Annotated in this window: 25 protein-coding genes; 14 read left to right on the top strand and 11 right to left on the bottom strand. The window is 68.2% G+C overall.

Annotated features, from left to right (window positions below):
- Positions 1 to 42: 42 nt before the first annotated feature.
- Entirely contained in the window at positions 43 to 351 is a 309-nt protein-coding gene (locus CYFUS_RS47390; protein WP_095991235.1) for a hypothetical protein, read from the bottom strand.
- 237 nt (positions 352 to 588) lie between these two features.
- On the opposite strand from CYFUS_RS47390, the gene CYFUS_RS47395 reads away from it, so the two are divergent.
- Positions 589 to 2,025, top strand: a complete 1,437-nt coding sequence (locus CYFUS_RS47395; RefSeq protein WP_095991236.1) for a pyridoxal phosphate-dependent decarboxylase family protein — start codon at positions 589 to 591, stop codon at positions 2,023 to 2,025.
- A gap of 3 nt (positions 2,026 to 2,028) precedes the next feature.
- On the opposite strand, the gene CYFUS_RS47400 is transcribed toward CYFUS_RS47395, so the two are convergent.
- The 3 genes from CYFUS_RS47400 to CYFUS_RS47410 form a co-directional block, all read right to left on the bottom strand.
- The gene (locus CYFUS_RS47400) at positions 2,029 to 2,523 is read right to left on the bottom strand and encodes a hypothetical protein (RefSeq protein WP_095991237.1); all 495 of its coding nucleotides are present in this window, start codon (positions 2,521 to 2,523) and stop codon (positions 2,029 to 2,031) included.
- A 10-nt stretch (positions 2,524 to 2,533) separates the two neighbouring features.
- Positions 2,534 to 2,806: a DUF2381 family protein gene (locus CYFUS_RS47405; RefSeq protein ID WP_232537222.1), complete on the bottom strand. Its 273-nt coding sequence runs from the start codon at positions 2,804 to 2,806 to the stop codon at positions 2,534 to 2,536.
- 249 nt (positions 2,807 to 3,055) lie between these two features.
- Complete coding sequence (locus CYFUS_RS47410) at positions 3,056 to 3,658, bottom strand: Coq4 family protein (RefSeq protein WP_095991238.1); 603 nt, start codon at positions 3,656 to 3,658, stop codon at positions 3,056 to 3,058.
- Between the two features lie 143 nt (positions 3,659 to 3,801).
- Between CYFUS_RS47410 and CYFUS_RS47415 the strand changes: the two genes are divergently transcribed.
- Positions 3,802 to 4,089: a hypothetical protein gene (locus tag CYFUS_RS47415; RefSeq protein WP_095991239.1), complete on the top strand. Its 288-nt coding sequence runs from the start codon at positions 3,802 to 3,804 to the stop codon at positions 4,087 to 4,089.
- Between the two features lie 24 nt (positions 4,090 to 4,113).
- On the opposite strand, the gene CYFUS_RS47420 is transcribed toward CYFUS_RS47415, so the two are convergent.
- The gene (locus CYFUS_RS47420; RefSeq protein WP_095991240.1) at positions 4,114 to 5,316 is read right to left on the bottom strand and encodes a glycosyltransferase family 39 protein; all 1,203 of its coding nucleotides are present in this window, start codon (positions 5,314 to 5,316) and stop codon (positions 4,114 to 4,116) included.
- 111 nt (positions 5,317 to 5,427) lie between these two features.
- Between CYFUS_RS47420 and CYFUS_RS47425 the strand changes: the two genes are divergently transcribed.
- The 3 genes from CYFUS_RS47425 to CYFUS_RS47435 all read left to right on the top strand — a co-directional run bounded on the left by CYFUS_RS47425 (position 5,428) and on the right by CYFUS_RS47435 (position 8,921).
- A complete protein-coding gene (locus tag CYFUS_RS47425; RefSeq protein WP_095991241.1) occupies positions 5,428 to 7,014 on the top strand; it encodes a hypothetical protein in 1,587 nt (528 codons plus the stop codon).
- Positions 7,015 to 7,117: 103 nt separating this feature from the next.
- A complete protein-coding gene (locus tag CYFUS_RS47430) occupies positions 7,118 to 7,900 on the top strand; it encodes an SDR family NAD(P)-dependent oxidoreductase (protein WP_095991242.1) in 783 nt (260 codons plus the stop codon).
- A gap of 67 nt (positions 7,901 to 7,967) precedes the next feature.
- A complete protein-coding gene (locus CYFUS_RS47435; RefSeq protein ID WP_095991243.1) occupies positions 7,968 to 8,921 on the top strand; it encodes a hypothetical protein in 954 nt (317 codons plus the stop codon).
- A gap of 3 nt (positions 8,922 to 8,924) precedes the next feature.
- Here the strand turns inward: CYFUS_RS47435 and CYFUS_RS47440 are convergent, their stop codons facing one another.
- Together CYFUS_RS47440 and CYFUS_RS47445 are read right to left on the bottom strand one after the other, a co-directional pair.
- Positions 8,925 to 9,446, bottom strand: coding sequence for a GNAT family N-acetyltransferase (locus CYFUS_RS47440; protein WP_095991244.1), 522 nt, complete (start codon positions 9,444 to 9,446; stop codon positions 8,925 to 8,927).
- A 36-nt stretch (positions 9,447 to 9,482) separates the two neighbouring features.
- Positions 9,483 to 10,388, bottom strand: coding sequence for a LysR family transcriptional regulator (locus CYFUS_RS47445; protein WP_095991245.1), 906 nt, complete (start codon positions 10,386 to 10,388; stop codon positions 9,483 to 9,485).
- 127 nt (positions 10,389 to 10,515) lie between these two features.
- On the opposite strand from CYFUS_RS47445, the gene CYFUS_RS47450 reads away from it, so the two are divergent.
- From CYFUS_RS47450 to CYFUS_RS47470, 5 genes are all read left to right on the top strand, one after another.
- Positions 10,516 to 11,628 (top strand): alkene reductase, encoded by a 1,113-nt coding sequence (locus tag CYFUS_RS47450; protein ID WP_095991246.1) that lies wholly within the window; start codon positions 10,516 to 10,518, stop codon positions 11,626 to 11,628.
- On the top strand, positions 11,625 to 12,518 hold the full coding sequence (locus CYFUS_RS47455; protein WP_095991247.1) for an NAD-dependent epimerase/dehydratase family protein: 894 nt from the start codon (positions 11,625 to 11,627) through the stop codon (positions 12,516 to 12,518). The genes CYFUS_RS47450 and CYFUS_RS47455 overlap by 4 nt, the downstream gene beginning before the upstream one ends.
- 119 nt (positions 12,519 to 12,637) lie before the next feature.
- On the top strand, positions 12,638 to 13,054 hold the full coding sequence (locus CYFUS_RS47460; RefSeq protein ID WP_157759071.1) for a hypothetical protein: 417 nt from the start codon (positions 12,638 to 12,640) through the stop codon (positions 13,052 to 13,054).
- 23 nt (positions 13,055 to 13,077) lie between these two features.
- The gene (locus tag CYFUS_RS47465) at positions 13,078 to 13,398 is read left to right on the top strand and encodes a hypothetical protein (RefSeq protein ID WP_095991249.1); all 321 of its coding nucleotides are present in this window, start codon (positions 13,078 to 13,080) and stop codon (positions 13,396 to 13,398) included.
- Positions 13,395 to 14,210, top strand: coding sequence for a hypothetical protein (locus CYFUS_RS47470; RefSeq protein WP_095991250.1), 816 nt, complete (start codon positions 13,395 to 13,397; stop codon positions 14,208 to 14,210). The genes CYFUS_RS47465 and CYFUS_RS47470 overlap by 4 nt, the downstream gene beginning before the upstream one ends.
- A 105-nt stretch (positions 14,211 to 14,315) precedes the next feature.
- On the opposite strand, the gene CYFUS_RS51480 is transcribed toward CYFUS_RS47470, so the two are convergent.
- The 3 genes from CYFUS_RS51480 to CYFUS_RS47485 all read right to left on the bottom strand — a co-directional run bounded on the left by CYFUS_RS51480 (position 14,316) and on the right by CYFUS_RS47485 (position 17,230).
- Positions 14,316 to 14,498: a hypothetical protein gene (locus CYFUS_RS51480; RefSeq protein WP_157759072.1), complete on the bottom strand. Its 183-nt coding sequence runs from the start codon at positions 14,496 to 14,498 to the stop codon at positions 14,316 to 14,318.
- Positions 14,499 to 14,653: 155 nt separating this feature from the next.
- Positions 14,654 to 15,409, bottom strand: coding sequence for a tRNA(His) guanylyltransferase Thg1 family protein (locus CYFUS_RS47480; protein WP_095991252.1), 756 nt, complete (start codon positions 15,407 to 15,409; stop codon positions 14,654 to 14,656).
- A gap of 39 nt (positions 15,410 to 15,448) precedes the next feature.
- Positions 15,449 to 17,230 carry a malectin domain-containing carbohydrate-binding protein gene (locus tag CYFUS_RS47485; protein WP_095991253.1) on the bottom strand — a complete coding sequence of 594 codons (1,782 nt, stop codon included), beginning with the start codon at positions 17,228 to 17,230 and terminating at the stop codon, positions 15,449 to 15,451.
- 173 nt (positions 17,231 to 17,403) lie between these two features.
- On the opposite strand from CYFUS_RS47485, the gene CYFUS_RS47490 reads away from it, so the two are divergent.
- The 4 genes from CYFUS_RS47490 to CYFUS_RS47505 all read left to right on the top strand — a co-directional run bounded on the left by CYFUS_RS47490 (position 17,404) and on the right by CYFUS_RS47505 (position 20,242).
- Positions 17,404 to 18,123, top strand: coding sequence for a glycosyltransferase family 2 protein (locus CYFUS_RS47490; RefSeq protein ID WP_095991254.1), 720 nt, complete (start codon positions 17,404 to 17,406; stop codon positions 18,121 to 18,123).
- Positions 18,074 to 18,676 carry a putative ABC transporter permease gene (locus CYFUS_RS47495; RefSeq protein ID WP_269770187.1) on the top strand — a complete coding sequence of 201 codons (603 nt, stop codon included), beginning with the start codon at positions 18,074 to 18,076 and terminating at the stop codon, positions 18,674 to 18,676. Before CYFUS_RS47490 ends, CYFUS_RS47495 begins: the two co-directional genes overlap by 50 nt.
- 178 nt (positions 18,677 to 18,854) lie before the next feature.
- Positions 18,855 to 19,889: a rod shape-determining protein gene (locus CYFUS_RS47500; RefSeq protein WP_002621977.1), complete on the top strand. Its 1,035-nt coding sequence runs from the start codon at positions 18,855 to 18,857 to the stop codon at positions 19,887 to 19,889.
- A gap of 113 nt (positions 19,890 to 20,002) precedes the next feature.
- Positions 20,003 to 20,242: a DUF2171 domain-containing protein gene (locus tag CYFUS_RS47505; protein WP_002621976.1), complete on the top strand. Its 240-nt coding sequence runs from the start codon at positions 20,003 to 20,005 to the stop codon at positions 20,240 to 20,242.
- Positions 20,243 to 20,248: 6 nt separating this feature from the next.
- Here the strand turns inward: CYFUS_RS47505 and CYFUS_RS47510 are convergent, their stop codons facing one another.
- Positions 20,249 to 21,667 (bottom strand): bifunctional lysylphosphatidylglycerol flippase/synthetase MprF, encoded by a 1,419-nt coding sequence (locus CYFUS_RS47510; protein WP_095991255.1) that lies wholly within the window; start codon positions 21,665 to 21,667, stop codon positions 20,249 to 20,251.
- Positions 21,668 to 21,743: the final 76 nt, after the last annotated feature.

Here is a 21,743-nt window from a genome sequence, read left to right on the forward strand (position 1 = left end):
TCTTCAAGCACGAAACGCCCGGGGACGCACCATCCTCCTGCCTCAAGCCGGAGCCTGCGAGGACTCGGCCAGGGGGTGGATGGCCGTGACGATCTCCGTGCGCCACCGGTCTCCCGCGGGCTCCAGCGCCGCATGCCCCCTGCCCGACACGATCACCCCTCGTCCCGACACTCCCTGGACGTGCGACAGGGGCACCGCCCACAGCGCCTTCGAGGGGCGCCGATGGACGAACAACACCGTCTGACCAATCGCCTTCACGCGCCCCAGCAGCGTCCCGTCTTCGTCCCACACCTTCATCGCGTGCTGGATCGAGCGCCGCTCGAAGGGGGAATTCAACCAATCCGCGTTCATGGCTCCACCTCCCTGGACCCAACCTCGAACCGACAATGTGGGGCCGGGGCCGTCCGGAGGGGAGTCCCCCTCCGCGCCGATTCCCTGGCTGCTCACGAAGGCAGGTCACCCGGACAGGCAAACCACCCGGAGGCAGGCACGGACGGGGCCTGCCTCCCCGGGTGGCGGGGGCCCCTGCGAGCGACGAGGCTCCAGAGGATTGACGCCCAGGCCAACTGGCGCCATGCACCCCTTCCCATGGCTCCTCCCCGTCCTCCCCTCGCCACCGCCTACGACGCCGAGCACTTCCGCCAGCTCGGGCACCAGCTCGTGGATCAGCTCGCCGACCACCTCGCCCGCACCACGCGCCGCGAGGGCCCGGTGCTGCCCTGGGCACCGCCCGAGGTCCACATCGCGAACTTCCCCGCGGACTTCCCCGAGGAGCCCACGGGGGACGTCCCGGCCCTGCTCGCCCGCGTGGTGGAGGGCTCGCACCACCTGCACCATCCCCACTACGTGGGCCATCAGGTCTCGGCGCCCCTGCCCCTGGCCGCCCTGTGTGACTTCGTCTCCTCGTTCCTCAACAACGGCATGGCCGTGTACGACATGGGGCCCATCGTCACCGCCATGGAGCACAACGTGCTCGGCTGGATGGCGGGGACGCTCGGCCTGCCCAAGGGAGCGAGGGGCGTGCTCACCTCGGGAGGCTCGGCGGGCAACCTCACCGCGCTGCTCGCCGCGCGCCAGGCGAAGGCCGGCTTCGATGCGTGGAATGGAGGCGCCACGGCCGGACCGCCGCTCACCGTGCTCGTCCCCGAGACGGCCCACTACTGCCTGGCGCGCGCCACGCGGGTGATGGGCTGGGGCAGCGGGGGCGTCACCCCCGTTCCGGTGGACGCGCGCTACCGCCTGCGTCCGGAGGCGCTGGAGGACGCGCTCGCCACGGCCCGGCGCGCCGGCCGCCATCCCATCGCCGTGGTGGCCAGCGCCGGCTCCACCGCCACGGGCGCCTTCGATCCACTCGAGGCCGTGGCGGACTTCTGCGCGAAGCACGGGCTGTGGTTCCACGTGGATGGAGCCCATGGGGCGTCGACGGCGCTCAGTCCACGCTATCGCCACCTGGTGAAGGGCATCGAGCGCGCGGACTCGGTGGTGTGGGACGCGCACAAGATGATGATGATGCCGGCGCTCATCACCGCCGTGCTCTTCCGCGAGGGACAGCGCTCCTTCGACGCCTTCGCGCAGGAGGCCAGCTACCTCTTCACGGGGCAGGACACGCGCTCGTGGCACGACGTGGCGATGCGCACGCTCGAGTGCACCAAGGAGATGATGGCGCTCAAGCTGTACACGTGCCTGAAGGTGCTGGGCACGCGGATTTTCGCGGACGCCGTCACGGCGAGCTTCGATCTGGCGCGGCGCTTCGCCGAGCGGCTGGAGGCCGCCGGGGACTTCGAGCTGGCCGTATCCCCGGACTGCAACATCGTCTGCTTCCGGCACACGCCGGAGGGGGTGCCCCCGGGCGAGTTGGATGCGCTCCAGGTGCGCCTGCGCGAGTCGCTCGTGCGGAGCGGGGACTTCTACCTCGTGCAGACGACGCTGGGCGGGAAGGTGTGGCTGCGCACCACGCTCATCAACCCGCTCACCACGGACGCGGACCTGGAAGCCCTGCTGGAGGCCCTGCGCCGGGCGGCGTGAGGGCTAGCGGAATGAATCCACGATGAAGACCCCAGCGTGAGTGTGATCGAGGACGGCGGTTCCCGGCTGGGAGTCGGGCCGCTTGCGCAACTGTCCCAGACCGAGGCGCGCGACAGCACACACGGGGATCTTGTTGCCGCCATTCATCGGCTGGGCCTCGTAGTAGCGGATGACAGCCTGTGAACCGCTGGTCCAGACGCGTCCATAGAGCCGCGAAGGCGCATCCAAGAGGCCCAGATTGTCCTCCAACATGCTCTCGATGGGCCCATCGTACAGCGTGATGGGACTGGCCGATTGATTCGCGTCGACCTGAACCAGAGTCGCCTCGCCGACGAACATGCGCAGATAGTTCATCGCCTTGCGCGCCTCTTCCGGGCACGCCTCCGGCCCTGGAGTTCCATCCGGACGAAGGGAGACTCCTCCCGCGGGGGTCACACATCCGGCCAACGACAGGAGCAGGACGGAGCAGCACGAGCGCACAAGCTTGGGAGAAATCATGGCTCCGCTCCTACTTCGCAATGACCTTGTTGCGGACCACCGCCAGCGGCTCGAGCCGACCCTCCCAGCCGAGCATCTTCGTCTTGTCCGGATCCACCGCCTTCTCGAACCGGAGCGTGGTGACGACCTGCGCCTTCACGTAGACACGGTGGGTGGTATGGCCCGGGTGCTCGGAGAGCAGGAGGGAACGAACGACGGGCTTCTCGCTCCCATCCGCCCGGGCCGTCGACGCCATGAGGAGCACGAACCAGATGAGTTGCAGAGCCGTCCTGGGAAGTCGCATTGTCCGGGCAACTTATGAAGGCGGGTGTGGGGCCGTCAAGCCACTGGCGCTGCAACGGGAGGCGTGACTGCCACGTCCCCCGCTGGCCAGAGCGATCGCTCTTCAGGGCGAAGTCTACATCGTGGACGCTCGTCGAGTTTGCCGGGGCAGCGCAGACTCCTATCGTCAGCAACCGGGTCACGTCCGTGCTCCGCGAGCAGGCGCCGCAGGATGTTCAACTCCTTCGCCTACGGTTGAATCACGGACCCGCTATTCGAGCACGATGCCCAGGCGGGTGCGCGCCTCCGCCAATGAAAGCGTGAAGAGCTGCTCCAGAGGCTCGGCGATGAGGCACCGGGCTCGCCGGGCCAGGGCCTCGCCGCGCGCGGAGGCCTCGCGCAATGCGGCGCCCTGCCCCGGGCGGACGAGGGGGTAGAGCCGTCGGCCCCACCGGGCCGCGCGATCGTAATCGGGGCTGTAGTGCTGGGCGGACACGAAGGACCAGACGCCGAGTTCACCCACGAGGCTGGTGTCGAAGCCGAGCAGCACATGGAAGGCGTCGTGAAGCAGGGGGTAGCGGACTTCCAGGCGAGAGGTCCTCGCCAACTCCATCGCCACTTCCCGCGAGACGATGAAGGGCTTCAATCCCTGGTCATCCATGAAGCGCACATACTCACGCCCGAAGGTTCCCTCGGGAAGCCGTCGCAGCGCATCGAGGTCGATCGACGGAAAGGGCTCCTCGAGCCTCTCCAGCTTCGCATCGAGTTCGGGATAGGCCCTGCCACCCGTCGCCGCGCCTTTCAGGGCCGCCGCATCGCCGATCCGGCCCGCCCTCGCGCTCTGCACCGCGCGCCACAGCATGTTCCACTTCATGGTGCCTCCTCCGCTCCCTTCGCTGGAGCCGGGCTGCTGGGCTCGGGAGTCTACTCGGAGTCCGTCGAAGAGTCAGGCTTCACCCGCCAGGATGGAGGGCGGAGCCAGCGGGAGACCATGAAAATGCATGGTAGAAGACCGGTATGAACCGGAACATGCTTCTCTTCTTGATTGTCTTCATCGTGGGATGCGCGGCGGGAATGTCGATGGACTCGCGCGCACTGGCGCAGGGCACCCCAGCACCCACTCCCGCGCCGTCCTCACCTCCCCTCCAGAAGTGGGAGTATTTCTGCGAGAGAAATGTCAACGACAGGGAAGTCAATGAAACCGCGAACAGGGCGGGACAAAAGGGATGGGAGTTGGTGGGCGTGACGTCCACCAATATAACGATTGGCAACCTGCTCGCTTGCTACAAGCGTCCCGTGCCTTGAGCCAACCTCGGCGAGGAAGGCCGCTCATAACTTGCGCAGGGCGCGGCCGAGCACGGGCAAGAGCGCCAGGACGAACACGTTGAGCCCGATGGACCAGGCCACCAATGCCTTCCACCACCGAGCTTCCACATGCCGGGTGCCCAGCGCCATCAGCACCCACAACACCGGCAGGAAATCCAGGCTGAAGCGCTGCGCGTTCAACTGCACCCAGCCGTTGTTGTAGTAGTTCAGCATGTGGACGAGGCACAGGCCCACCATGGTCCAGGCCGCCCACCGGAAGCGGCGCTCCGGCCGCGCCGCCAGCGCCACGAAGAGGAAGGGACTGGCCAGGGTGAGCGACGTGCCCATGCCATCGATTCCCACGGGCGCCAGCATCCTTGTCCCACCGAAGTTGAAGTGGGGCCCCTCCAGGAACATGTGGAAGAAATTGAAGGGCACGTACGCGGGATGGAACAGGCCGTAGCGCTCCACACGCGCGGCCAGGAAATCCTCCAGGGGCATTCCCGCGTAGCCCGTGTTGAAGGGGTCGCCGAAGCGCAGGGCATTGAGCAGCAGGTACACGCCGCCACAAACGCCCACCAGCACGACCGCCAACGCTCCCTCGCGCACCTGCCGCCGGCGGCCCTCCTCCGCGTGACGCCACCACACCACCCACAGGATGAAGGGAATCAAATAGACGCACAGCTGGCGCGACAGGAAGGCCAGTCCCGCCCACAGCCCTGCCCGAGCGCCCCGCGCCGGTCCCAGCGCCTCCTCCAGGGCCAGCAGCGAGCACGTCACCGCCACCACGTGCGCGAGGAACCACACGCCCTCGCTCTGCACCACGCAGAACCAGAAGGCCGTCCCCGCCAGCAGCGCCGCCACCAGCCAGGGGCGATCCGCCTCGGGGATGTCCAACCGCCGCAGCACCCGCCAGGCGAGCCACGCCACGAAGCCCGCGAGCACCAGCGCCACGGCCCGGTAGGGCACGTGCTCGTGCCCCGTGAGCGCCACCACCGGCAACACCACCAGGGTGGGGAACGGAGGAAAGGCCACGTAGTAGCGGTCTCCGTACAGGCTCAGGTCCTCCATGGGACCCGGCACATCCAGCCGCCCCGCCAACCAGCTCTGGGCCTGTAGCCCGTAGAGGTTGGGTCCACCGTAGTAGGGCAGACGCAGACTCAGGCCGAGCGCGACCAGGGCCAGGAGGACGAGAAGGACTTTGCGCGAGGAAGTCGGGAGGACCATGGGCGGAGGGCGCGGGTACTTACCACAGCCACCGCGCCCCCATCGCCTCCCGGCATGACACGCGAGCGCGCGGCACGTCTGTGCTATGGAGGCCCGCGACAGCCCCCCACCATGACCTCCGACACACTGCCCACGGCGGAGCCCCGTCTCCCTCCGCGCTCCCTGCTCCTGGCCACCTGCGCGCTGTTCCTCGGCGTGGTGCTGTGGCACGCATGGCTCAGTGACGACGCCTACATCCTGCTGCGCTCGGTGGACCACACGGTGCGTGGGTTCGGTCCGCGCTGGAACATCGCCGAGCGGGTACAAGCCTTCACCTGCCCGCTGTGGACGCTGCTCGTCACCGCCGTCTACGCCCTCACGCGCGAGGAGTTCTTCACCACCCTGGCCCTCTCCGTCGCGGTGACCCTGGGGGCGCTCGCCCTGTGCCTGCGCGCGGCGCCCTCGCGCACCCACGCCCTGCTCGCGGTGCTGGCGCTCACCGGCTCGCGGGCCTTCGTGGACTACGCCACCTCCGGTCTCGAGAACCCGCTGTCGCACCTGCTGCTGGGCGCCTTCCTGCTCGTGTTGGCGCGGCCGGAAGCCGGGGGCTCGTACCGGATGGGGCTGCTGTCGCTGCTGGCGTCCCTGCTGATCACCAACCGGATGGACCTGGGGCTGGTGGTGGGGCCGGCGCTGCTCTGGGAGGCGTGGCACGCGCGGAGCTGGCGCACCGCGGGGCTGCTGGTGCTGGGCCAGGTGCCCTTCCTCGCGTGGGAGGTCTTCTCGCTCGTCTATTACGGCTTCCCCTTCCCCAACACGGCCTACGCCAAGCTCAACACCGGAGTGCCCTCGGGGGAGATCGCGATCCAGGGACTGCACTACCTGGACATCTCCACCCGCTATGATCCGCTCACCTCGGTGGCGCTGCTGGCGGGCTGCGTGACGGCGGTGCGATCGCGCCGGCCGGTGCTGGTGGCGGGCGCGGTGGGGGTCGCCCTGTACCTGCTCTACGTGGTGCGCGTGGGCGGAGACTTCATGGCGGGCCGCTTCTTCACCGCGCCCCTCTACGCGTCGGTGATGCTGGGGCTGCTCGCTCGGCCCACGCTGTCCGCCCGTGGAGTGCGGCAGGCGCTCGTCGTGCTGGTGCTGGCGCAGGTGCCCGGTCCGCTCGGTGCCGCCGTGGCCGAGGCGGCGGGCGTGAAGCCCCTGCGCTGGTACAACACGCGGCAGAGCGAGCCCCAGGGCATCACCGACGAGCGCGCCGTCTACGCGGAAGGCGCCGGCCTCCGCCACTGGCGCCCGGGACGACCGTGGCCCGCCTACTACTTCTGCGACGAGGGACGCGCGGACCGCGCCAGCCACCCCGAGGGCGCGGTGCTCCCGGCCTACAGCATCGGCATGAAGGGCTTCTGCGCCGGGCCCGCCCTCCATTACGTGGACATCTACGCCCTGGCGGATCCACTGCTCGCGCGCACGGTGCGTCCGCGGCGCGACTGGCGCATCGGCCACTTCGATCGCGACGTGCCCGACGGCTATCTGGAGACGCTGAGCACCGGGCACAACGTCATGAAGGATCCCGCGCTCGCCGAGTACCTGGACAAGCTACTCCTCGTGGTGCGCGGGCCGCTCTTCACCCGGGAGCGCTGGCGCGCCATCTGGGAGCTCAACCGCCAGCGCACCGCGCCCGCGCCGGAGCCCGCGCGCGAGCAAGGGCGCTGAGCCTCCGTTGCGTATCCATCCCTACCTCCTCGCCATGCGCCGCGGCCGGTGGTGGGGCGGCTAGGGTGGAAGCGCACCCAAGCAGGAACGAGGAGGCATTCCGATGAAGGGACTCACGGGCAAGGTGGCACTGGTGACGGGGGGAAGCTCGGGGATCGGGCTGGCGACGGCGAGGGAGCTGGGACGGGCCGGGGCCAAGGTGGCGCTGGTGAGCAGGGGCAAGGAGCGGGGCGAGGCGGCGGAGCGGGCCCTGCGGGAGGAAGGGCTGGAGGCGTTCTACGTGCCAGCGGACATGGGGCGGAGCGAGGACATCCGGCGGATGGTGGGCACGGTGGTGGAGAAGTGGGGGCGGCTGGATGTGGCGGTGAACAACGCGGCGCTGGGGGACATGATGCTGGTGCCGCTGACGGAGCTGCCGGAGGAGGAGTTCGATCGAATCGTCGGGGTGGACCTCAAGGGCGTGTGGCTGTGCATGAAGTACGAGATCCCCGAGATGTTGCGAGCGGGAGGCGGGGCGATCGTCAACGTGTCGTCCATCAACGGGCTGACAGGATCACCGATGGGATCGGCGTACACGGCGGCGAAGCACGGGATGCATGGGCTGAGCAAGACGGCGGCCATGGAGTTCGCGCGGCAGGGCATCCGGGTGAACGTGGTGTGCCCTGGAGCGCACCGCACCCCCATGCTGGAGGGAGTGATGGAGAAGCTGTCTCCGGGAGACCCGAGGAAGGCGGAGGAGCAGTACTACCTGGCGAGGATTCCCATGGGGCGATTGGGAGCGCCCGAGGAGTGCGGCAGGGCCATCACCTGGCTGCTGTCGGAGGAGGCCTCGTACGTGAATGGCTGTGTGATGACGGTGGACGGCGGGCTCATGGCGGGAGTGTGAACCTCCACCCTCTTCAGCGGGGGGGTGCGCTGGCTCCCTTCCCGGCCCGGACATTAAGCTGCCCGCCATGAGCCCTCCGCTGTCCGCCATCTCACCGGAAGCCTCCGCCCCGGTGCTCACCGAGGCACGACTGGCTCCCTTTCCCCGATGGGCGGGCGCCGCGGTGTGGTTGCCCCTGGCCGTGAGCTACAACCTGGGCCTGGACGCCGAAGGCCTCGCCCGGCTGTTCCGTGGCACCAGCGCTCCCGTCTCGGTGCTCGGCGTGCTCGTCTTCCTGTGCGCCCTCTTCTCGCTGAGCCGTTGGGGCCTCCGGCTCATGCTCTCCAAGAAGCATCCGTATGAGCCCTGGCTCTGGGAGCAGACCTGGCGGCGCGAGCTGCACGACCAGAAGCTGGGCCAGTTCCTGGTCGCATGGCCCATCAGCCTCTTCCTCCTGGCGTTCCTCTCCGTCCTGCATTGGCTGATCTACCGAGAAGCCTTCAGCCAGGGACATGTGTTGCCCGGAGCCTTGCTGGCCCTCGTCCTGCTCCTCTTCGACGCCACCATCTTCATGAATGTGTTCCGGCCCACGGTGCTCGGCACCCTCGCCCTGCTGCGCTTGGGCCGGATGCGCCTGCACCTGCCAGGAGTCCCCCTGGAGCTCGGCACCCACTGCCAGGTGCACCTGGAGGCCCAGCCGAGCCTCGCCCACCTGTCGGACGTGAAGGTCGAGCTGCGACGCGTGCGGGAGTGGGCGGAGACGACGGGCTCCGGCGACGAGCGGAGCACCCAACTGGTGACCCACATCGAGCACTCGCATGCGTACACCGTGGACGCGGCGGCCCTGCGCGAGGGCAGGGATCTCGCCCTGACCCTCGAGCTGCCCGAGGGCGGGCCCGAGCACTCGACGGCGCTCCATGCCTCGCGCCGTTGCTACTGGGAGCTCAAGCTCTCCAGCGAGGTGCCCGGCGTGGACCTGGACATCACCTTCGTGCTCCCCGTCTATTTCACCGTGGGCGGGAACCCCGCGCGGGCGTGCTGACCCTCAGTCCAGCGCCATCGTCATGCGCACCAGCCGGTTCATGCGCAGCCCCTGCTCCAGGGGACCCACCCATTTCTCCTCCCGGAAGCCCATGCGCGCCCAGAAGCGGCGGCCCGCTTCATTCTGCTCCACCGCCGCCAGCCTGAGCAGCCGGCCGCCTTCGGCCCGCCCCCAATCCGCATAGGCCCGGAGCACGGCCTCGCCACGTCCCTGGCCACGAACCTCGGGCGCGAGCAACAGCAACCCCAGGTACCATTCCCCAGGCGAAGGGTAGTCCCTCAGTCCCTCGAGAACTCCGACGCTCCGCCCGTGCGCATCGCGCAGGGCCAGCAGGTGTGGCTGCTCCGGCGTCAGGCCCGGAGGACGCTCGGAGGGCATCCGGCGGGCTTCGTCCCCGGTGGCGGGCCGACCATAGACGAGCTGGTGGTAGTCCTCGCACTGCTCGAGCAACGGTTGCAAGCACTCCACGTCGGCGTCGGCCACACGCTCGGCGATGAGGTCCGCGGCGCGGAAGAGGAGGGTCATGCGCCCTTCCTAGCACGCCTCACCTGGTGACCCTGGTCAGCGCACCTTCATGAAGGCCTGGAGGCGGGGGACCATGAAGTCGAGGAAGGCGCGTACCCGCCGAGGCACGCGCTGACCTCCGAGATGGAGCGCGTGGACTTCCTCCGCGTCGCCCGTGCCATCTCCGGCCAGCACCTCGACCAGCCGGCCGGCGGCGAGGTCCGCCGCCACATGGTAATCACCGAGCCGGGCGAGCCCGACCCCCGCGATGGCCATCCGCCGGACCGTCTCGCCGTTGTTGGCGAGCAGGCTGCCCCCGACGATCCGGTCGACGATGCGCCCGCCCTGCCTGAGTGGCCAGACGGGCGCGGACCGGCGGAAGTTGAAGCCCAGGCAGTTGTGGCGATCGAGCTCCTCGATCGTGCGGGGCACCCCGTGCCGCTCGAGATAGGCGGGTGAGGCCACGATCTTGCGCCGTGCGGTGCCAATCCTGAGCGCGATCAGGCTGGAGGAATCCAGTGCGCCCACGCGAAAGGCCACGTCGGTGCGGTCGAGATAGAGGTCGACGATCTCATCGGAGAGCGACAGGTCGACGCGGATATGGGGATGCGCCGCCCAGAAGGCGGGCAACAGCGGCTCCACCCCGCGCGCGCCAAAGGCGACCGAGGCGTTGACCCGCACCGTCCCGCTCGCATGTTGCGCCCCGTGGGAGAGGTCTCTCTCGATGTCGTCGAGTTCGGTGAGCAGCGACGTGCTGCGCTCGTAGTAGACCTGCCCCTCGTTGGTGAGGGAGAGACGGCGCGTGGAGCGCTCGATGAGCCGCACCCCCAGCCGTGTCTCGATGCGGCCAATGAGCTTGCTGACGGTGGAGGGGGTCATCATCATCTGCCGCGCCGCCTCGGAGAAGCTTCCCGCCTCCACGACGCGCACGAACACCTGCATCTCACCCGCACGATTGTCCATTCCACATTCCCATCTGTGAACCGCCTTCACAGATCATGTGGTGCCGTGCCGGATTATCAAGCGCGGCGTGCACCTGCATCTTGTGCGGCACAAGGGCGGGCCACCGCCGCAACGCTGGACTTTCGTCATGAGCAAACTCTTCGAACCGGTCGCGCTCGGCGGCCGTACGCTCTCCAACCGCATCGCGATGGCGCCGATGACCCGCGCCCGCAGTCCGGACGGGATTCCCAACGAGTCGAACGCGCTCTATTACCGCCAGCGCGCGAGCGCCGGATTGATCGTCACGGAAGGCACGCCGATCTCCCCCGCGGCCGAGGGCTTCCTCTACATCCCCGGCCTCTACAAGCCGGAGCAGGTGGCCGGCTGGCGCAAGGTGACGACCGCCGTGCATGAGGCGGGTGGCACCCTCTTCACCCAGCTCTGGCATGTCGGCCGGGTGAGCCATGTGTCCATCCAGCCCGGTGGCGTCTCGCCCGTGAGCTCCACCACGCGGACCGCGCACAACTCCCAGGCCTGGGGCCTGCGCGCGGACGGTACGCCCGGCCCCGTCGATGTCTCTCCGCCCCGCGCCCTGACCACCCAGCAGGTGCGCGAGACGAGCCAGGACTTCGTGAAGGCCGCCGGGAACGCGATCGCCGCCGGCTTCGATGGCGTCGAGCTGCACGGCGCCAATGGCTATCTCTTCGAGCAGTTCCTCAACCCGTGGGTCAACGACCGCGGCGATGAGTACGGCGCGCAGCGGCTGGAGAACCGCGTCCGCTTCCTCCTGGAGACGGTCGATGCCGTGGTGGCGCGCATCGGTGCGTCCCGCACGGCGATCCGCCTGTCGCCCTATGGCGGCCTGTTCGACATGCCGGCTTATGCGGAGGTCGAGGAGACCTACCTGCACATCGCGCGCGAGCTGTCGGCGCGTGGCATCGCCTACGTGCACCTGATGGACCAGAAATCGCGAGGCAGCGCGGCGATTCCGGCGGGGTTCCTCCAGAAGTTCCGCGAGGCCTACTCCGGCACGCTCATCCTGGCGGGAGGCATGACCCGCGAGCGCGCGGAGGAGATGATCCACGCGGGGCTGATCGACATCGCCGCCTTTGGCGAGCCCTTCATCTCCAATCCCGATCTGGTCGAGCGCCTGCGCCAGGGCTGGCCGCTCAGGCCCGCGGACCGCTCGCTCCACTACGGGGGCGACGCGCACGGCTACACGGACTACCTCACCTACGCGGAAGAAAGGAGCGCGGCATGAAGATCTTCGTGACGGGAGCAAGCGGCTATATCGGCGGTTCCGTTGCCGCCTTGCTGGTGAAGAAGGGCCATCAGGTGCGCGGCCTCGTGCGCAACCCGGACAAGGCCGAGGGCGTGCGCGCCCAGGGCATCGAGCCGGTGATGGGCTCACTGGACGACGCGGCGCTGCTGGAGGCGGAGGCGCGGGCGGCCGACGCGGTGATCAACGCCGCCGACAGCGATCATCTGGGCGCGGTGCAGGCACTGCTCGCCGGGCTCGCGGGCTCGGGCAAGCGCTTCCTCCACACGAGTGGCTCCAGCATCGTCGGTGACGAGGCGATGGGTGAGCCCTCCGAGCGCACCTTCACCGAGGAGACGCCCGTGAAGCCCGAGCCGGACAAGGAGCACCGCGTCGCCCTCAACAAGCGGATCCTCGAGGCCGCACCCGGCGTCCACACAGTCATCCTCTGCAACAGCCTCATCTACGGCCACACGCTGGGCCCGCCCGCCCAGAGCGTCCAGCTTCCCCCACTCGTGCGCGAGGCGAAGGAGACGCGGATCGCCCGCTACATCGGGCGTGGGCTGAACATCTGGTCCAACGTCCACATCGCCGACATGGCGGAGCTGTACCTGCTCGCGCTGGAGAAGGCGCCCGCCGGCAGCTTCTACTACGTCGAGAATGGCGAGGCCTCGTTCGAAGACATCGCCCGCGCGATCGCCCGCCGTCTCGGTCTTGGACCGGCGCAAGCCCTGCCGGCCAGCGAGGCGATAGCGAAGTGGGGCCGAGAGCTGGCGGTGTTCGCGCTCGGCTCCAACAGCCGCGTCCGCGCGGACAAGGCGAGGGCCGAGCTCGGCTGGAAGCCCACGCATGGCTCGGTCACCGAGTGGATCGAGCGGGAGCTGGCCGCCTGAGCAGACCCCTGGACATGGTCCAGGGCTTAGCCGTCGTCCGCCCTGCGGCTTGTTCAGCCAGAGAAGCCTCGCCCAACCCGGACATCACCGCTATCGTCTCGTCCCATCTGGCGGGGTCGATGAGCGAGCCGAAAGAACTACTCGATGACCTGGACATTGAACCGTGCATCGAGACGGTCACCGGCGGTATGCACGTCGCTGATGTCGAGGTGGAGCACACCAGCGCCGCCGACTACTTCAAGGACTTGCTCGGCCGCCCTTGGGTCCGGAAGGTCAATTTGGGCTGGCAGGAGCTGCTCGCCGAACTTATCGGCTGGCTCCTTGGAAAGGAGCTCGGGGTGCCTCAGCCAGAGGGCGCGTTCTTCAAGGGCGATGGGGCAGAGGTGGGCTGGCTCAGCGCGGCGATTGAGTCACCAGTCCACTGGCACGGGTCGCACGCCCACTTCGTCCAGAACATCGATGGGCTTGGCGCCATGCTCACGCTCGACGCGCTCATCCACACAACCACGACCGGCACGCGAAGAACATCCTCCTGACCTCGACGGGCGAAGAGCCAGATGTGCTTGCCTGGGCCATCGACAACGGTGCTGCCCTCGTTGGCTTTCCAGGAGACTTCATCGATGCCGGTCTCGCCATCCCAGAAAAGCCGAACCTGGCGCGCGGGTTGCCTGTAGGGCTGATGGAGGCGGGCGCCTACAAGGCAGCCAAGCGGGCCACCGAGCTCGCGGGTTCCGCGCTCCTACAGCATTACGTCAAACAGAGCTGCATGCTTGTCGGGGAGGAGGGAAGCGACCTACTGTTCTCGGCTCTGTCCAACCGCATGGAGCAAGCAACCGACCTGGTCGACCGCTACATCAAGGTCGTTGGAGCAATCAAGTGACCGCCCGGTTCCGCCTCGTACAATACGTGCCGGACCCCTTCGCAGGGTCGAAGGTCACTATTGGTGCGCTCGTGGAGAGCGGCGGCCACGTGGAGTTCGCGCGCGCCTCCTGGCTTCCTGGGCCTGGGTGTATTGGGGGCCGCAAATCTTACTTCGCCATGCACGCCATCCTGGATGCCCTGGCCAGCCCGTCGCGCTTTGACATGCCCTCGGGTGAGGTGAGCCCCTTGGCGCGACTAGGCGACGAACTCCGCGTCCCCGCCGAGGTGACGAATCCTCGGGTGTGGCTGGAGAAGTACTTGCTGCCGCAGAAGCCCTCAAGTGACCAGGACGCTAAAGAGGTCGCGCCCCGTGGTCCGCATCGGGACACGGTCGGGCAGCGCTTCTTCGAGCAGTGGCAGGTAGACCAGTTCGTCCAGCGACGGTACGCACCGAGCTTCCTTCCACGCACCCATCCGAAGGCAGCCGCGAAGGTCTCGCAGTTCGTCGACGGACGGCAGGAACTCTTACTGATGGAGCCGATCGTCGGCACTCGCGTGCACCTGGAAGATGACCTCCAAGCTATCAGCCAGGAGTTCCTCGCGTTCCGCGAACTCTTCCGCACCGCGAACATGAACAAGCAGCCCATCTTCATCGCCTACGTGATGACACGCGGGCATATGGCTGCCGTCGGCGCAGCTCACCAAGTTCTCTCGAAGGCCGCGGACCTGGTCATCAACGTGGATGACCCAACCCAGCGCGAGTCGTTCCTTAAGCGGATCATCGAGGTGGGCAGTTCGGCAACGCCTCAGGGGAAACTGCCTCTACAGTAACAGTAGGAGAGCGCTCCCAAGCCTCCGTGTACCAAGAGTCTGTCCACCCCCGTCATGATACCGCTGGGGGGTGGAGCTATGTGGATAGAGACCAGTCCCGGGGACTCAGGGAGCATGAACATCGTTCGCGTTCAGGCAGGCGTCCCCCTCGCGCTCCTGCTCGAAGGGGGTGAGCTGGCCGCAGGGGACCCGCTCCACCTCGAGCGCTGAACAACCCAGGAACGCGCTCGATCTCCGATGTGCGACGACGTGCTCCTGCCCGACGCACTTCCAGACGGCGATGTCCATGCCATCCTCCACGCCTGTCTGGCACTCACGATCAGGGGCGGTGGACAAGGCATCTCGGGGTTCCTGGGAGCAACAGCCCTGGAGCGCGGGGCTCACCCACAAGAGCAGGAGAGCGACAAAGTATTGCTTTCGCATGGTCATCACCTCGGAAGGGGTCAGGGCCCGGAGCGCATCCGCTCGCGGACATAGGCATCGTAAGCCTCTTTCATCGGAAGATCCTGGTCCACGCGCAGCCTGCGGCGCGTGGAGCGCACCGTCTGGCCGGTGACGGGATTCACCCCTTCCTTCTCGTACTGCTCCCACACCACGCCCGAGCCACGCCGCTGCCAGAGCGGCAGCTCGTTGAAGTTGATGCCGCGCTGGAAGAGCAGCTCGTTCTTGAAGCCCACGGACTGGCCGTGCAGGACCCGCGAGGCCTGTGCCGCGCTCTGGCCCTCCTTGCGCAGCGTCCAGTAGCACCAGCCATTGAGCGCGCACCGGGTCGCATCCGACTGACGCCAGCGGAAGTAGTCCAGCACCGCGTCCTCGTTCACGCCCAGCCACACCCGGCTGTCGAACACGGCCGGCACCCCCGCCGCGTGCGTGAAGGTGGCGCTGGCCAGGCCCGCGCTGAGCGACACCAGCTTCTCCACCTCCCGGTCGTAGAGCGACCACTCCGGCCGGAAGAGGATGGAGATCTCATCGCTCTCCGTATAGGCGTAGAGGCCCTGCAACTCCTCCATCAACGCCGAGGCCGTGCGCACCATCTGCTCGTGCATCCGGACGTCGAAGGGCTTGTCGTAGTGCGTCTCCGTGAAGCGCGAGAACCCCCGGCCATCCACTCGCAGCACGCACCACGCCCCACGCAACAGCCGCAGGGAGTGGAAGAACTCGCCCTCACGCATCCGGGATTCGAAGTCGCTCGGGTCCATCTTCCACCCTCCATGGACTGACGAGAAAGTCCCGCGACTCTACGGGACGAACTGGCGCACGTAGAAGCCTTCCCGCCAGGGCGACCAGGTGCTGATCGGCGACATCAACAGGGGCTGGTTGCTGGCATCCAGGGCGAGCGCGGAGTCCACGTAGTAGTTGCTCGACATCATGGCGTGGGGATTCGAGGCGATGGCCGACCACTGCCCCCCACTCCACTTGCGGAGGAAATGCGGGGTACTGGTAAGGTATCGCGCGCGCTCATTCCAGGTTGCCACGAGGCTCCCGTCCCGCCCCGCCGCGAGTGCCGGTCCGTACGCCTCCGTCGAGGAGCGTGACCAACCATCGAGCCCATTGTCCGTGAGCTGACTCCATGCCCCGTTGGCGGCGGACCAGCGGGCCACGAAGATCCTGCGTTCGACGCTCACCCGCGACTCATCGATCCAGGCCACGGATGGAGTGCCCTCGATAGGGTCGACCACCAGCGAGGGGTTCTCGGCGACCGCGTATTCGTTCTCCGGGGTGTGGTTCAAGACGCCGCCCAGACGCACCCACTGGCCGGCCTCGTAGCGGAAGACATGGACGGTGCCGCGCGAGAGGTAGGGATTGGAATCATCGTACGCGTCCCACGCGACGACGGCACGGCCGTACCGGTCGATGGCCAGAGAGGGATTGCGCGCGGCTCCCAACCCGGTCCCGGACTCCATGGCGGCTCCCAGCTGTGTCCAGGCCAACCCGTTCCATTGGTAGACGTAGACGCGGGGCTGGGTGTCGTAGCTCGACCAACTGAAGTAGCTCTTCATCGCGATGGCCACCACGGGGTAGCCGGAGGGGGTGAGGGCCAGCGAGACGCCCTGGGGCACCTCCCTGTCCGGCACGATCACAGGGGGCATCTCCTGCCAGAGCGTGCCATTCCACCGGACAACGGAGATGGAGTCCGCGTACGACTGCATGAAGGCCACCAGGGGCCTTCCACTCGCATCCAGCACCAGCGAGGGCGATGTCACGTCTCCGGCCTCCGGCGAGCCGAGCCCTCCCCCCACCGGGAGCCACTGGCTGCCGCTCCAACGCCGCACGAGGAGCTGGGTGGTGACGAAACCCGACCCGCTCTCCGGGTAGACATTCTCGACCCAGGCGACCGTGGGACGGCTCAGGGAGTCCACGGCCATCACGGGCTCCCGAGGCGAGGAGGGGCGCGTGCCGCCCGCCAGCAGTCCCCCCAGGGCCTGCCAGGACGAGCGCTTCACCTCGAGGGCGGAGAGGGTGGCGTACCCGTCGGGATAGCCGAACCCCAGGACCAGCTGATCGTCATCGACCATCACATCGAGGCTGACCGTGTACGCGTTGAAGGTCCCCGCCTCCTTTCCGAGGTCGAAGCCTTCGACGTACATGCCTTCCTCGGCGGAGATGTCGAAAGTGTGGAAGCCGGGCCCCAGCTCGTCGGCGAAGTGGAGGTCGACGCGGTAGACGCCGGGCCCGGGCACCGGAAGGGTGTAGCTGAACTGGCCGTTCGTCCGCGCGCTCTGGTAGAGCGGATCCTCCTCGGTGCCGGAGATGGGCTGGGTCATCACCACGGGGCTGCCGCCACTGAAGCCCCAATCGGCGTCCCATACCTTGCCGGTGGAGTCCGTGTAGGCCTCCCCGCCCACGTTGATGCGGATGGGCAGGGTGACGACGGATTGTTCAACCTGCTGGAGTCGTGGCGACTCGACGGACTCCGGAGCGCAGCCCGGAGCCAGCAGCAACGCCCCGAGCAGGGGCAACGCGCCCAGGCGGCGACCAGAGAAGAGGGAGGGGTTGGAAACCAGGGGAAGGGGGGGCATGAGGCTCTCTCGAGGAACGCGACTCCACCCCGTCGGGGTGGCGCGCCCCTGACGTCCGTCCTTCCCGTTTATTCTGTCTAAACGTTCTTGATGGGTCTGACCCAATTCAATGCGGCCGGCATCCTCGGTAAGAGTCGCGCGGAGCCTGGAAATCGGCTAGAGCGCCACTCGCCATGCTCGTCTCCGTCGTCATCCCGGTCTACAACGAGATCTCCACGCTCGCCGAAATCATCCGCCGTATCACCGCGGTGGACTTCCCGAAGGAACTCGTCCTCGTGGACGACTGCTCGCGCGACGGCAGCCGCGAGCTGCTCCAGCGCCTGACCACCGAGGGCCTCTCGGTCGTGGGCGGCACCCCGAAGAACCGCAACGAAGTGCGCGTGTTCCTGCAGGAGAAGAACCAGGGCAAGGGCGCGGCCCTGCGGCGCGGCTTCGCCGAGTCCACCGGGGACATCATCATCGTGCAGGACGCGGACCTCGAGTACGACCCGCGCGACATCCCCCGCGTGCTCCAGCCCATCATCGATGGCGAGGCGGACGTCGTCTTCGGCAGCCGCTTCACCGGCACGCCCCGGCGCGTCCTCTACTTCTGGCACTCGGTGCTCAACAACATGCTCACCACGTTGAGCAACATGACGAGCAACCTCAACCTCACCGACATGGAGACCTGCTACAAGGCCTTCCGCACCGAGGTCATCCGCTCCGTCACCGTGGAGGAGGACCGCTTCGGTTTCGAGCCGGAGATCACCGCCAAGGTGGCTCGCGGCGGCTGGCGCGTCTTCGAGGTGCCCATCAGCTACCACGGGCGCACCTACGAGGAGGGCAAGAAGATCGGCTGGAAGGATGGCGTGCGGGCGCTCTACGTCATCGGGAAGTACGCCCTCAAGCGCTGAGCCACCCCCTGGAGCCACGGGCTTCACGGCGGCCCGTTCCGCCGGTCCCAGTGCCCGGCACGACGCGCATCCCCAACTTCGGGGCGTGTTACCTCGATACGTCCTCTATGGCTGCGCGGGTTGGGTGCTGGAGGTGTGCTTCACCGGCATGGAGAACGCCCTGAAGGGGGACCGGACCGGCACGGCGAAGACCTACCTGTGGATGCACCCCATCTACGGCTCAACGGCCCTGAGCCTGGAGTCCCTCCAGGAGCGGCTGCGCTTCCTGCCCCGGCCCCTGCGGGCGCTCGCCTACACCGTCGTCATCTTCGGCGCGGAGTTCCTCAGTGGCTGGCTCCTGCGCAAGGCGCTCGGCCGCTGCCCCTGGGACTACGACGACAAGGGATGGAGCGTGAAGGGACTCATCCGCCTGGACTACGCCCCCTTCTGGTACGCCACCGCCCTGCTCTTCGAGCCCATGCACGAGGCCTTCCTGCTCGTCACCCGCGAGGCCCTGCGCCACGCGCCCGGCGCCCCTCCCGCACTCGAGGCCCCTGCCTGCGTGAATCCGTAAAAAAACCGACAGATAAGGAAAACTTGGGTAAAAGGTTCCGGGGTTGGACGCTCTGCGGCCGGGCCCCGGGCTTGACGTTGCCTTTTCTTTCTGCAACGGGGGCTGCGTAGTAGGTTGCCGCGCGATCCCACTGTTCCGTGGGAATTGACGACGTAGTCCGGAAAGTTCCCGCCCCCGTATGTTCGACTGGCTCCACACTCTCTTCTCGCGTGACCTCGCCATCGACCTGGGCACGGCCAACACGCTCATCTACATCCGCGGCCAGGGCATCGTGTCCAACGAGCCCTCCGTGGTGGCCGTCCAGCAGGACGCGCGCGGCGGCAAGAAGGTGCTCGCCGTGGGCAAGGAGGCCAAGGAGATGCTCGGTCGGACCCCGGGCAATATCGTGGCCATCCGCCCGATGAAGGACGGCGTCATCGCCGACTTCGAGATCACCGCGGCGATGCTGCGCTACTTCATCCAGACGGCGCACAACCGCAAGTCGCTCGTCTCCCCGCGCATCGTCATCGGCATTCCCTCGGGCATCACCGAGGTGGAGCGCCGCGCGGTGCGCGAGGCCGCCGCCAACGCCGGCGCCCGCGAGGTGTACCTCATCGAGCAGCCCATGGCGGCCGCCATCGGCGCGGGCCTGCCGGTCACCGAGCCCAGCGGCAACATGATCGTCGACATCGGCGGTGGCACCTCCGACGTGGCCGTCATCAGCCTGGCCGGCATCGTGTTCGCCAAGAGCGTGCGCATCGGCGGCGACAAGCTGGACGAGGCGATCATCCAGTACGTCAAGCGCAAGTACAACCTGCTCATCGGCGAGCGCACCGCGGAGCTCATCAAGATGGGCATCGGCACCGCGTACCCCACCGAGGAGGTCATGACCATGGAGATCAAGGGTCGCGACCTGGTGGCCGGCGTGCCGCGCACGCTCACGGTGAGCAGCGACGAGGTGCGTGACGCGCTCGCCGAGCCCGTCAATGGCATCGTCGAGGCGGTGAAGCTCACGCTCGAGCGCACCCCGCCGGAGCTCGCCGGCGACATCGCCGACCGCGGCATCGTGCTCGCCGGGGGTGGCGCGCTGCTCAAGAACCTCGACACGCTCCTGCGCGAGGAGACGGGTCTGCCGGTGTTCCTCGCCGAGGATCCGCTGTCCGCGGTGGTGATGGGCGCGGGCAAGGCGCTGGAGACGCTCGATATCCTCCGGCAGGTCTGCCAGCCGGGCTAGGCCGCTCCCCCTGCCCTCCAGCACCAGGCGGACGGGCAGGCGCCATGGGTGGGTGGACTCCGCGGTGTTCATCTCATTGGGCAATGCCACACAACCCAAGAGAGGAGCGGAGGATGATCGACCCTGGAGAAATCCACGAGGGAATGACGGTGCGCGACGGGACCGGGCGCAAGCTCGGGACGGTGGAGAACGTGGGGACCACCCACTTCGAGCTCGGACAGGGCTCGCCCGCCCGCCGGGAATACGCGGTGCAGTTCCACCGTGTCGCGCGAGTCCAGGGCGCGGACATCTACCTCACGCCGACGCATCCCCCGCTGCCCCCCGAGGAAGAGCCTCCGCCCCGCCGGGCGTGAGACCCCTCACGGAGCCTGAAGTGTCCGGTGTCCGCGCGCCCAGAAGAGCAGGGCCGCCGCCAGCGACGGAGCCAACACCGCCACGATCATGACCAGCCAGTCGCCCCAGCCCTCGGCGCGCGGCAGGTTGTAGAGCAGGGCCTCGAGCAGGGTGAGGCTCGCGTCGCCGGTGATGACCCAGGCCAGCAGGGTGGCGAGCCCCCGGCGCCAGCGCCGCACGAGCGAGAAGAGCGCCACCGTGAGCCCCACGTCGAAGAGCACCCAGGCGGCCTGGATGTGCCAGGAGGGGAAGTGGCTGGTGGTGATGGGCAGCGCGAGCAGCACCGTCCACGGCACCAGCAGCACCGCGGTCAGCCAGATGAGCAGCAGGGGATGCTCCAGCAGGCTCCTCGCGCCGAAGCGCAGCAGGCTGCCCTGGGCGAAGGCCTTGAGGGAGTCGTACACCGCGAGCACGGGACCCCGCGTCCGGGGCCATGCCAGGAAGACGGGATCCCACGAATGGGGGCGCAACCGGGCCTTGAAGGCCCGCAGGCCCTCGAAGTCATAGAGGGGCTTGCCCAGCCGGCGTGCCAGCCTCAGCACCCCGGCCACCTCACCCGACAGCGGCGCCAGGCCCAGCGTCAGGAAGCTCCGGTCCTCGGCCGCCGCGGCGCGCATCAGCCCATCCACCAACAACTCCACGGTGCCATTGGGCGCCCGCTTGTCGCGCAGCAGGTGCTGCACGAACCAGCCCTCGCGCGCGTACACGGGGATGGCCGACAGGAAGGCCACCACCTCCCCGTCCCGCTCCGCCACGAAGCAGCGCCGCGCCTCGGGCCGATCGAAGGGCGACAGCTGCACCAGGAAGCCCATGGGAGCCATCCGCCGCGACTCCAGCCAGCGAGCCATCAACCGCTCCATCCCCTCGCGCACCGGGCTCGTGGGCTCACGCACCTCCGCCACGTCCACCGCCCGTACGCGCACGCCCTTGGCCCTCGCGCGGCGCAGCTGCTCGCGCAGGTGGCGGCTGTCGCGCAGGCACTCCTCCCACCGCCGCGGGTCCCACACCGGCTGCTCGCCGATGAGCAGGGACTCCAGCGGCGTGGCGTGTAACAGCCGTGTCTCGATGGCGAAGAAACACACCCGCCGGCCCTGTGTGGCCGCATGCGCCGCGAAGCGCTCGGCCACCTCGGCGAGCCGCTCCGTCGAGGCGATGGGCGCCCCCGCCACCACCCACGCGCTTCCCGTGTCCACGTAGGCCACGCACGCGTCGTCCCCGTCGAACCAGTACGCGTACCCGGGCTCCAGCACCTGGAAGGACGTGGTGTTCCAACCGTGACGCCGCAACAGCTCCAGGACTCGCGACTTCTCCGCACCATCCCCGTTCATGGCCATGCCGTGCTCGCGTGTGGGTCCAGGTCCGAGCGCGCCCCTGTCGGCGAACACCCACTCGGCTCCACCTGGAAGTGACACGGCGAGGAGCGGCGCGGTAGATAAATCCCCTCCCATCCCTGCAAGGAGT

The sequence above is a fragment of the Cystobacter fuscus genome (genome assembly GCF_002305875.1).
Taxonomy (GTDB): domain Bacteria; phylum Myxococcota; class Myxococcia; order Myxococcales; family Myxococcaceae; genus Cystobacter; species Cystobacter fuscus_A.

Bases quoted from the DNA above. Each gene is read 5' to 3' on its own strand.
- CYFUS_RS47390 (WP_095991235.1), bottom strand. From the start codon at position 351: ATGAACGCGGATTGGTTGAATTCCCCCTTCGAGCGGCGCTCGATCCAG.
- CYFUS_RS47395 (WP_095991236.1), top strand. From the start codon at position 589: ATGGCTCCTCCCCGTCCTCCCCTCGCCACCGCCTACGACGCCGAGCAC.
- CYFUS_RS47400 (WP_095991237.1), bottom strand. From the start codon at position 2,523: ATGATTTCTCCCAAGCTTGTGCGCTCGTGCTGCTCCGTCCTGCTCCTG.
- CYFUS_RS47405 (WP_232537222.1), bottom strand. From the start codon at position 2,806: ATGCGACTTCCCAGGACGGCTCTGCAACTCATCTGGTTCGTGCTCCTC.
- CYFUS_RS47410 (WP_095991238.1), bottom strand. From the start codon at position 3,658: ATGAAGTGGAACATGCTGTGGCGCGCGGTGCAGAGCGCGAGGGCGGGC.
- CYFUS_RS47415 (WP_095991239.1), top strand. From the start codon at position 3,802: ATGAACCGGAACATGCTTCTCTTCTTGATTGTCTTCATCGTGGGATGC.
- CYFUS_RS47420 (WP_095991240.1), bottom strand. From the start codon at position 5,316: ATGGTCCTCCCGACTTCCTCGCGCAAAGTCCTTCTCGTCCTCCTGGCC.
- CYFUS_RS47425 (WP_095991241.1), top strand. From the start codon at position 5,428: ATGACCTCCGACACACTGCCCACGGCGGAGCCCCGTCTCCCTCCGCGC.
- CYFUS_RS47430 (WP_095991242.1), top strand. From the start codon at position 7,118: ATGAAGGGACTCACGGGCAAGGTGGCACTGGTGACGGGGGGAAGCTCG.
- CYFUS_RS47435 (WP_095991243.1), top strand. From the start codon at position 7,968: ATGAGCCCTCCGCTGTCCGCCATCTCACCGGAAGCCTCCGCCCCGGTG.
- CYFUS_RS47440 (WP_095991244.1), bottom strand. From the start codon at position 9,446: ATGACCCTCCTCTTCCGCGCCGCGGACCTCATCGCCGAGCGTGTGGCC.
- CYFUS_RS47445 (WP_095991245.1), bottom strand. From the start codon at position 10,388: ATGGACAATCGTGCGGGTGAGATGCAGGTGTTCGTGCGCGTCGTGGAG.
- CYFUS_RS47450 (WP_095991246.1), top strand. From the start codon at position 10,516: ATGAGCAAACTCTTCGAACCGGTCGCGCTCGGCGGCCGTACGCTCTCC.
- CYFUS_RS47455 (WP_095991247.1), top strand. From the start codon at position 11,625: ATGAAGATCTTCGTGACGGGAGCAAGCGGCTATATCGGCGGTTCCGTT.
- CYFUS_RS47460 (WP_157759071.1), top strand. From the start codon at position 12,638: ATGAGCGAGCCGAAAGAACTACTCGATGACCTGGACATTGAACCGTGC.
- CYFUS_RS51480 (WP_157759072.1), bottom strand. From the start codon at position 14,498: ATGGACATCGCCGTCTGGAAGTGCGTCGGGCAGGAGCACGTCGTCGCA.
- CYFUS_RS47480 (WP_095991252.1), bottom strand. From the start codon at position 15,409: ATGGACCCGAGCGACTTCGAATCCCGGATGCGTGAGGGCGAGTTCTTC.
- CYFUS_RS47485 (WP_095991253.1), bottom strand. From the start codon at position 17,230: ATGCCCCCCCTTCCCCTGGTTTCCAACCCCTCCCTCTTCTCTGGTCGC.
- CYFUS_RS47490 (WP_095991254.1), top strand. From the start codon at position 17,404: ATGCTCGTCTCCGTCGTCATCCCGGTCTACAACGAGATCTCCACGCTC.
- CYFUS_RS47495 (WP_269770187.1), top strand. From the start codon at position 18,074: ATGGCGTGCGGGCGCTCTACGTCATCGGGAAGTACGCCCTCAAGCGCT.
- CYFUS_RS47500 (WP_002621977.1), top strand. From the start codon at position 18,855: ATGTTCGACTGGCTCCACACTCTCTTCTCGCGTGACCTCGCCATCGAC.
- CYFUS_RS47505 (WP_002621976.1), top strand. From the start codon at position 20,003: ATGATCGACCCTGGAGAAATCCACGAGGGAATGACGGTGCGCGACGGG.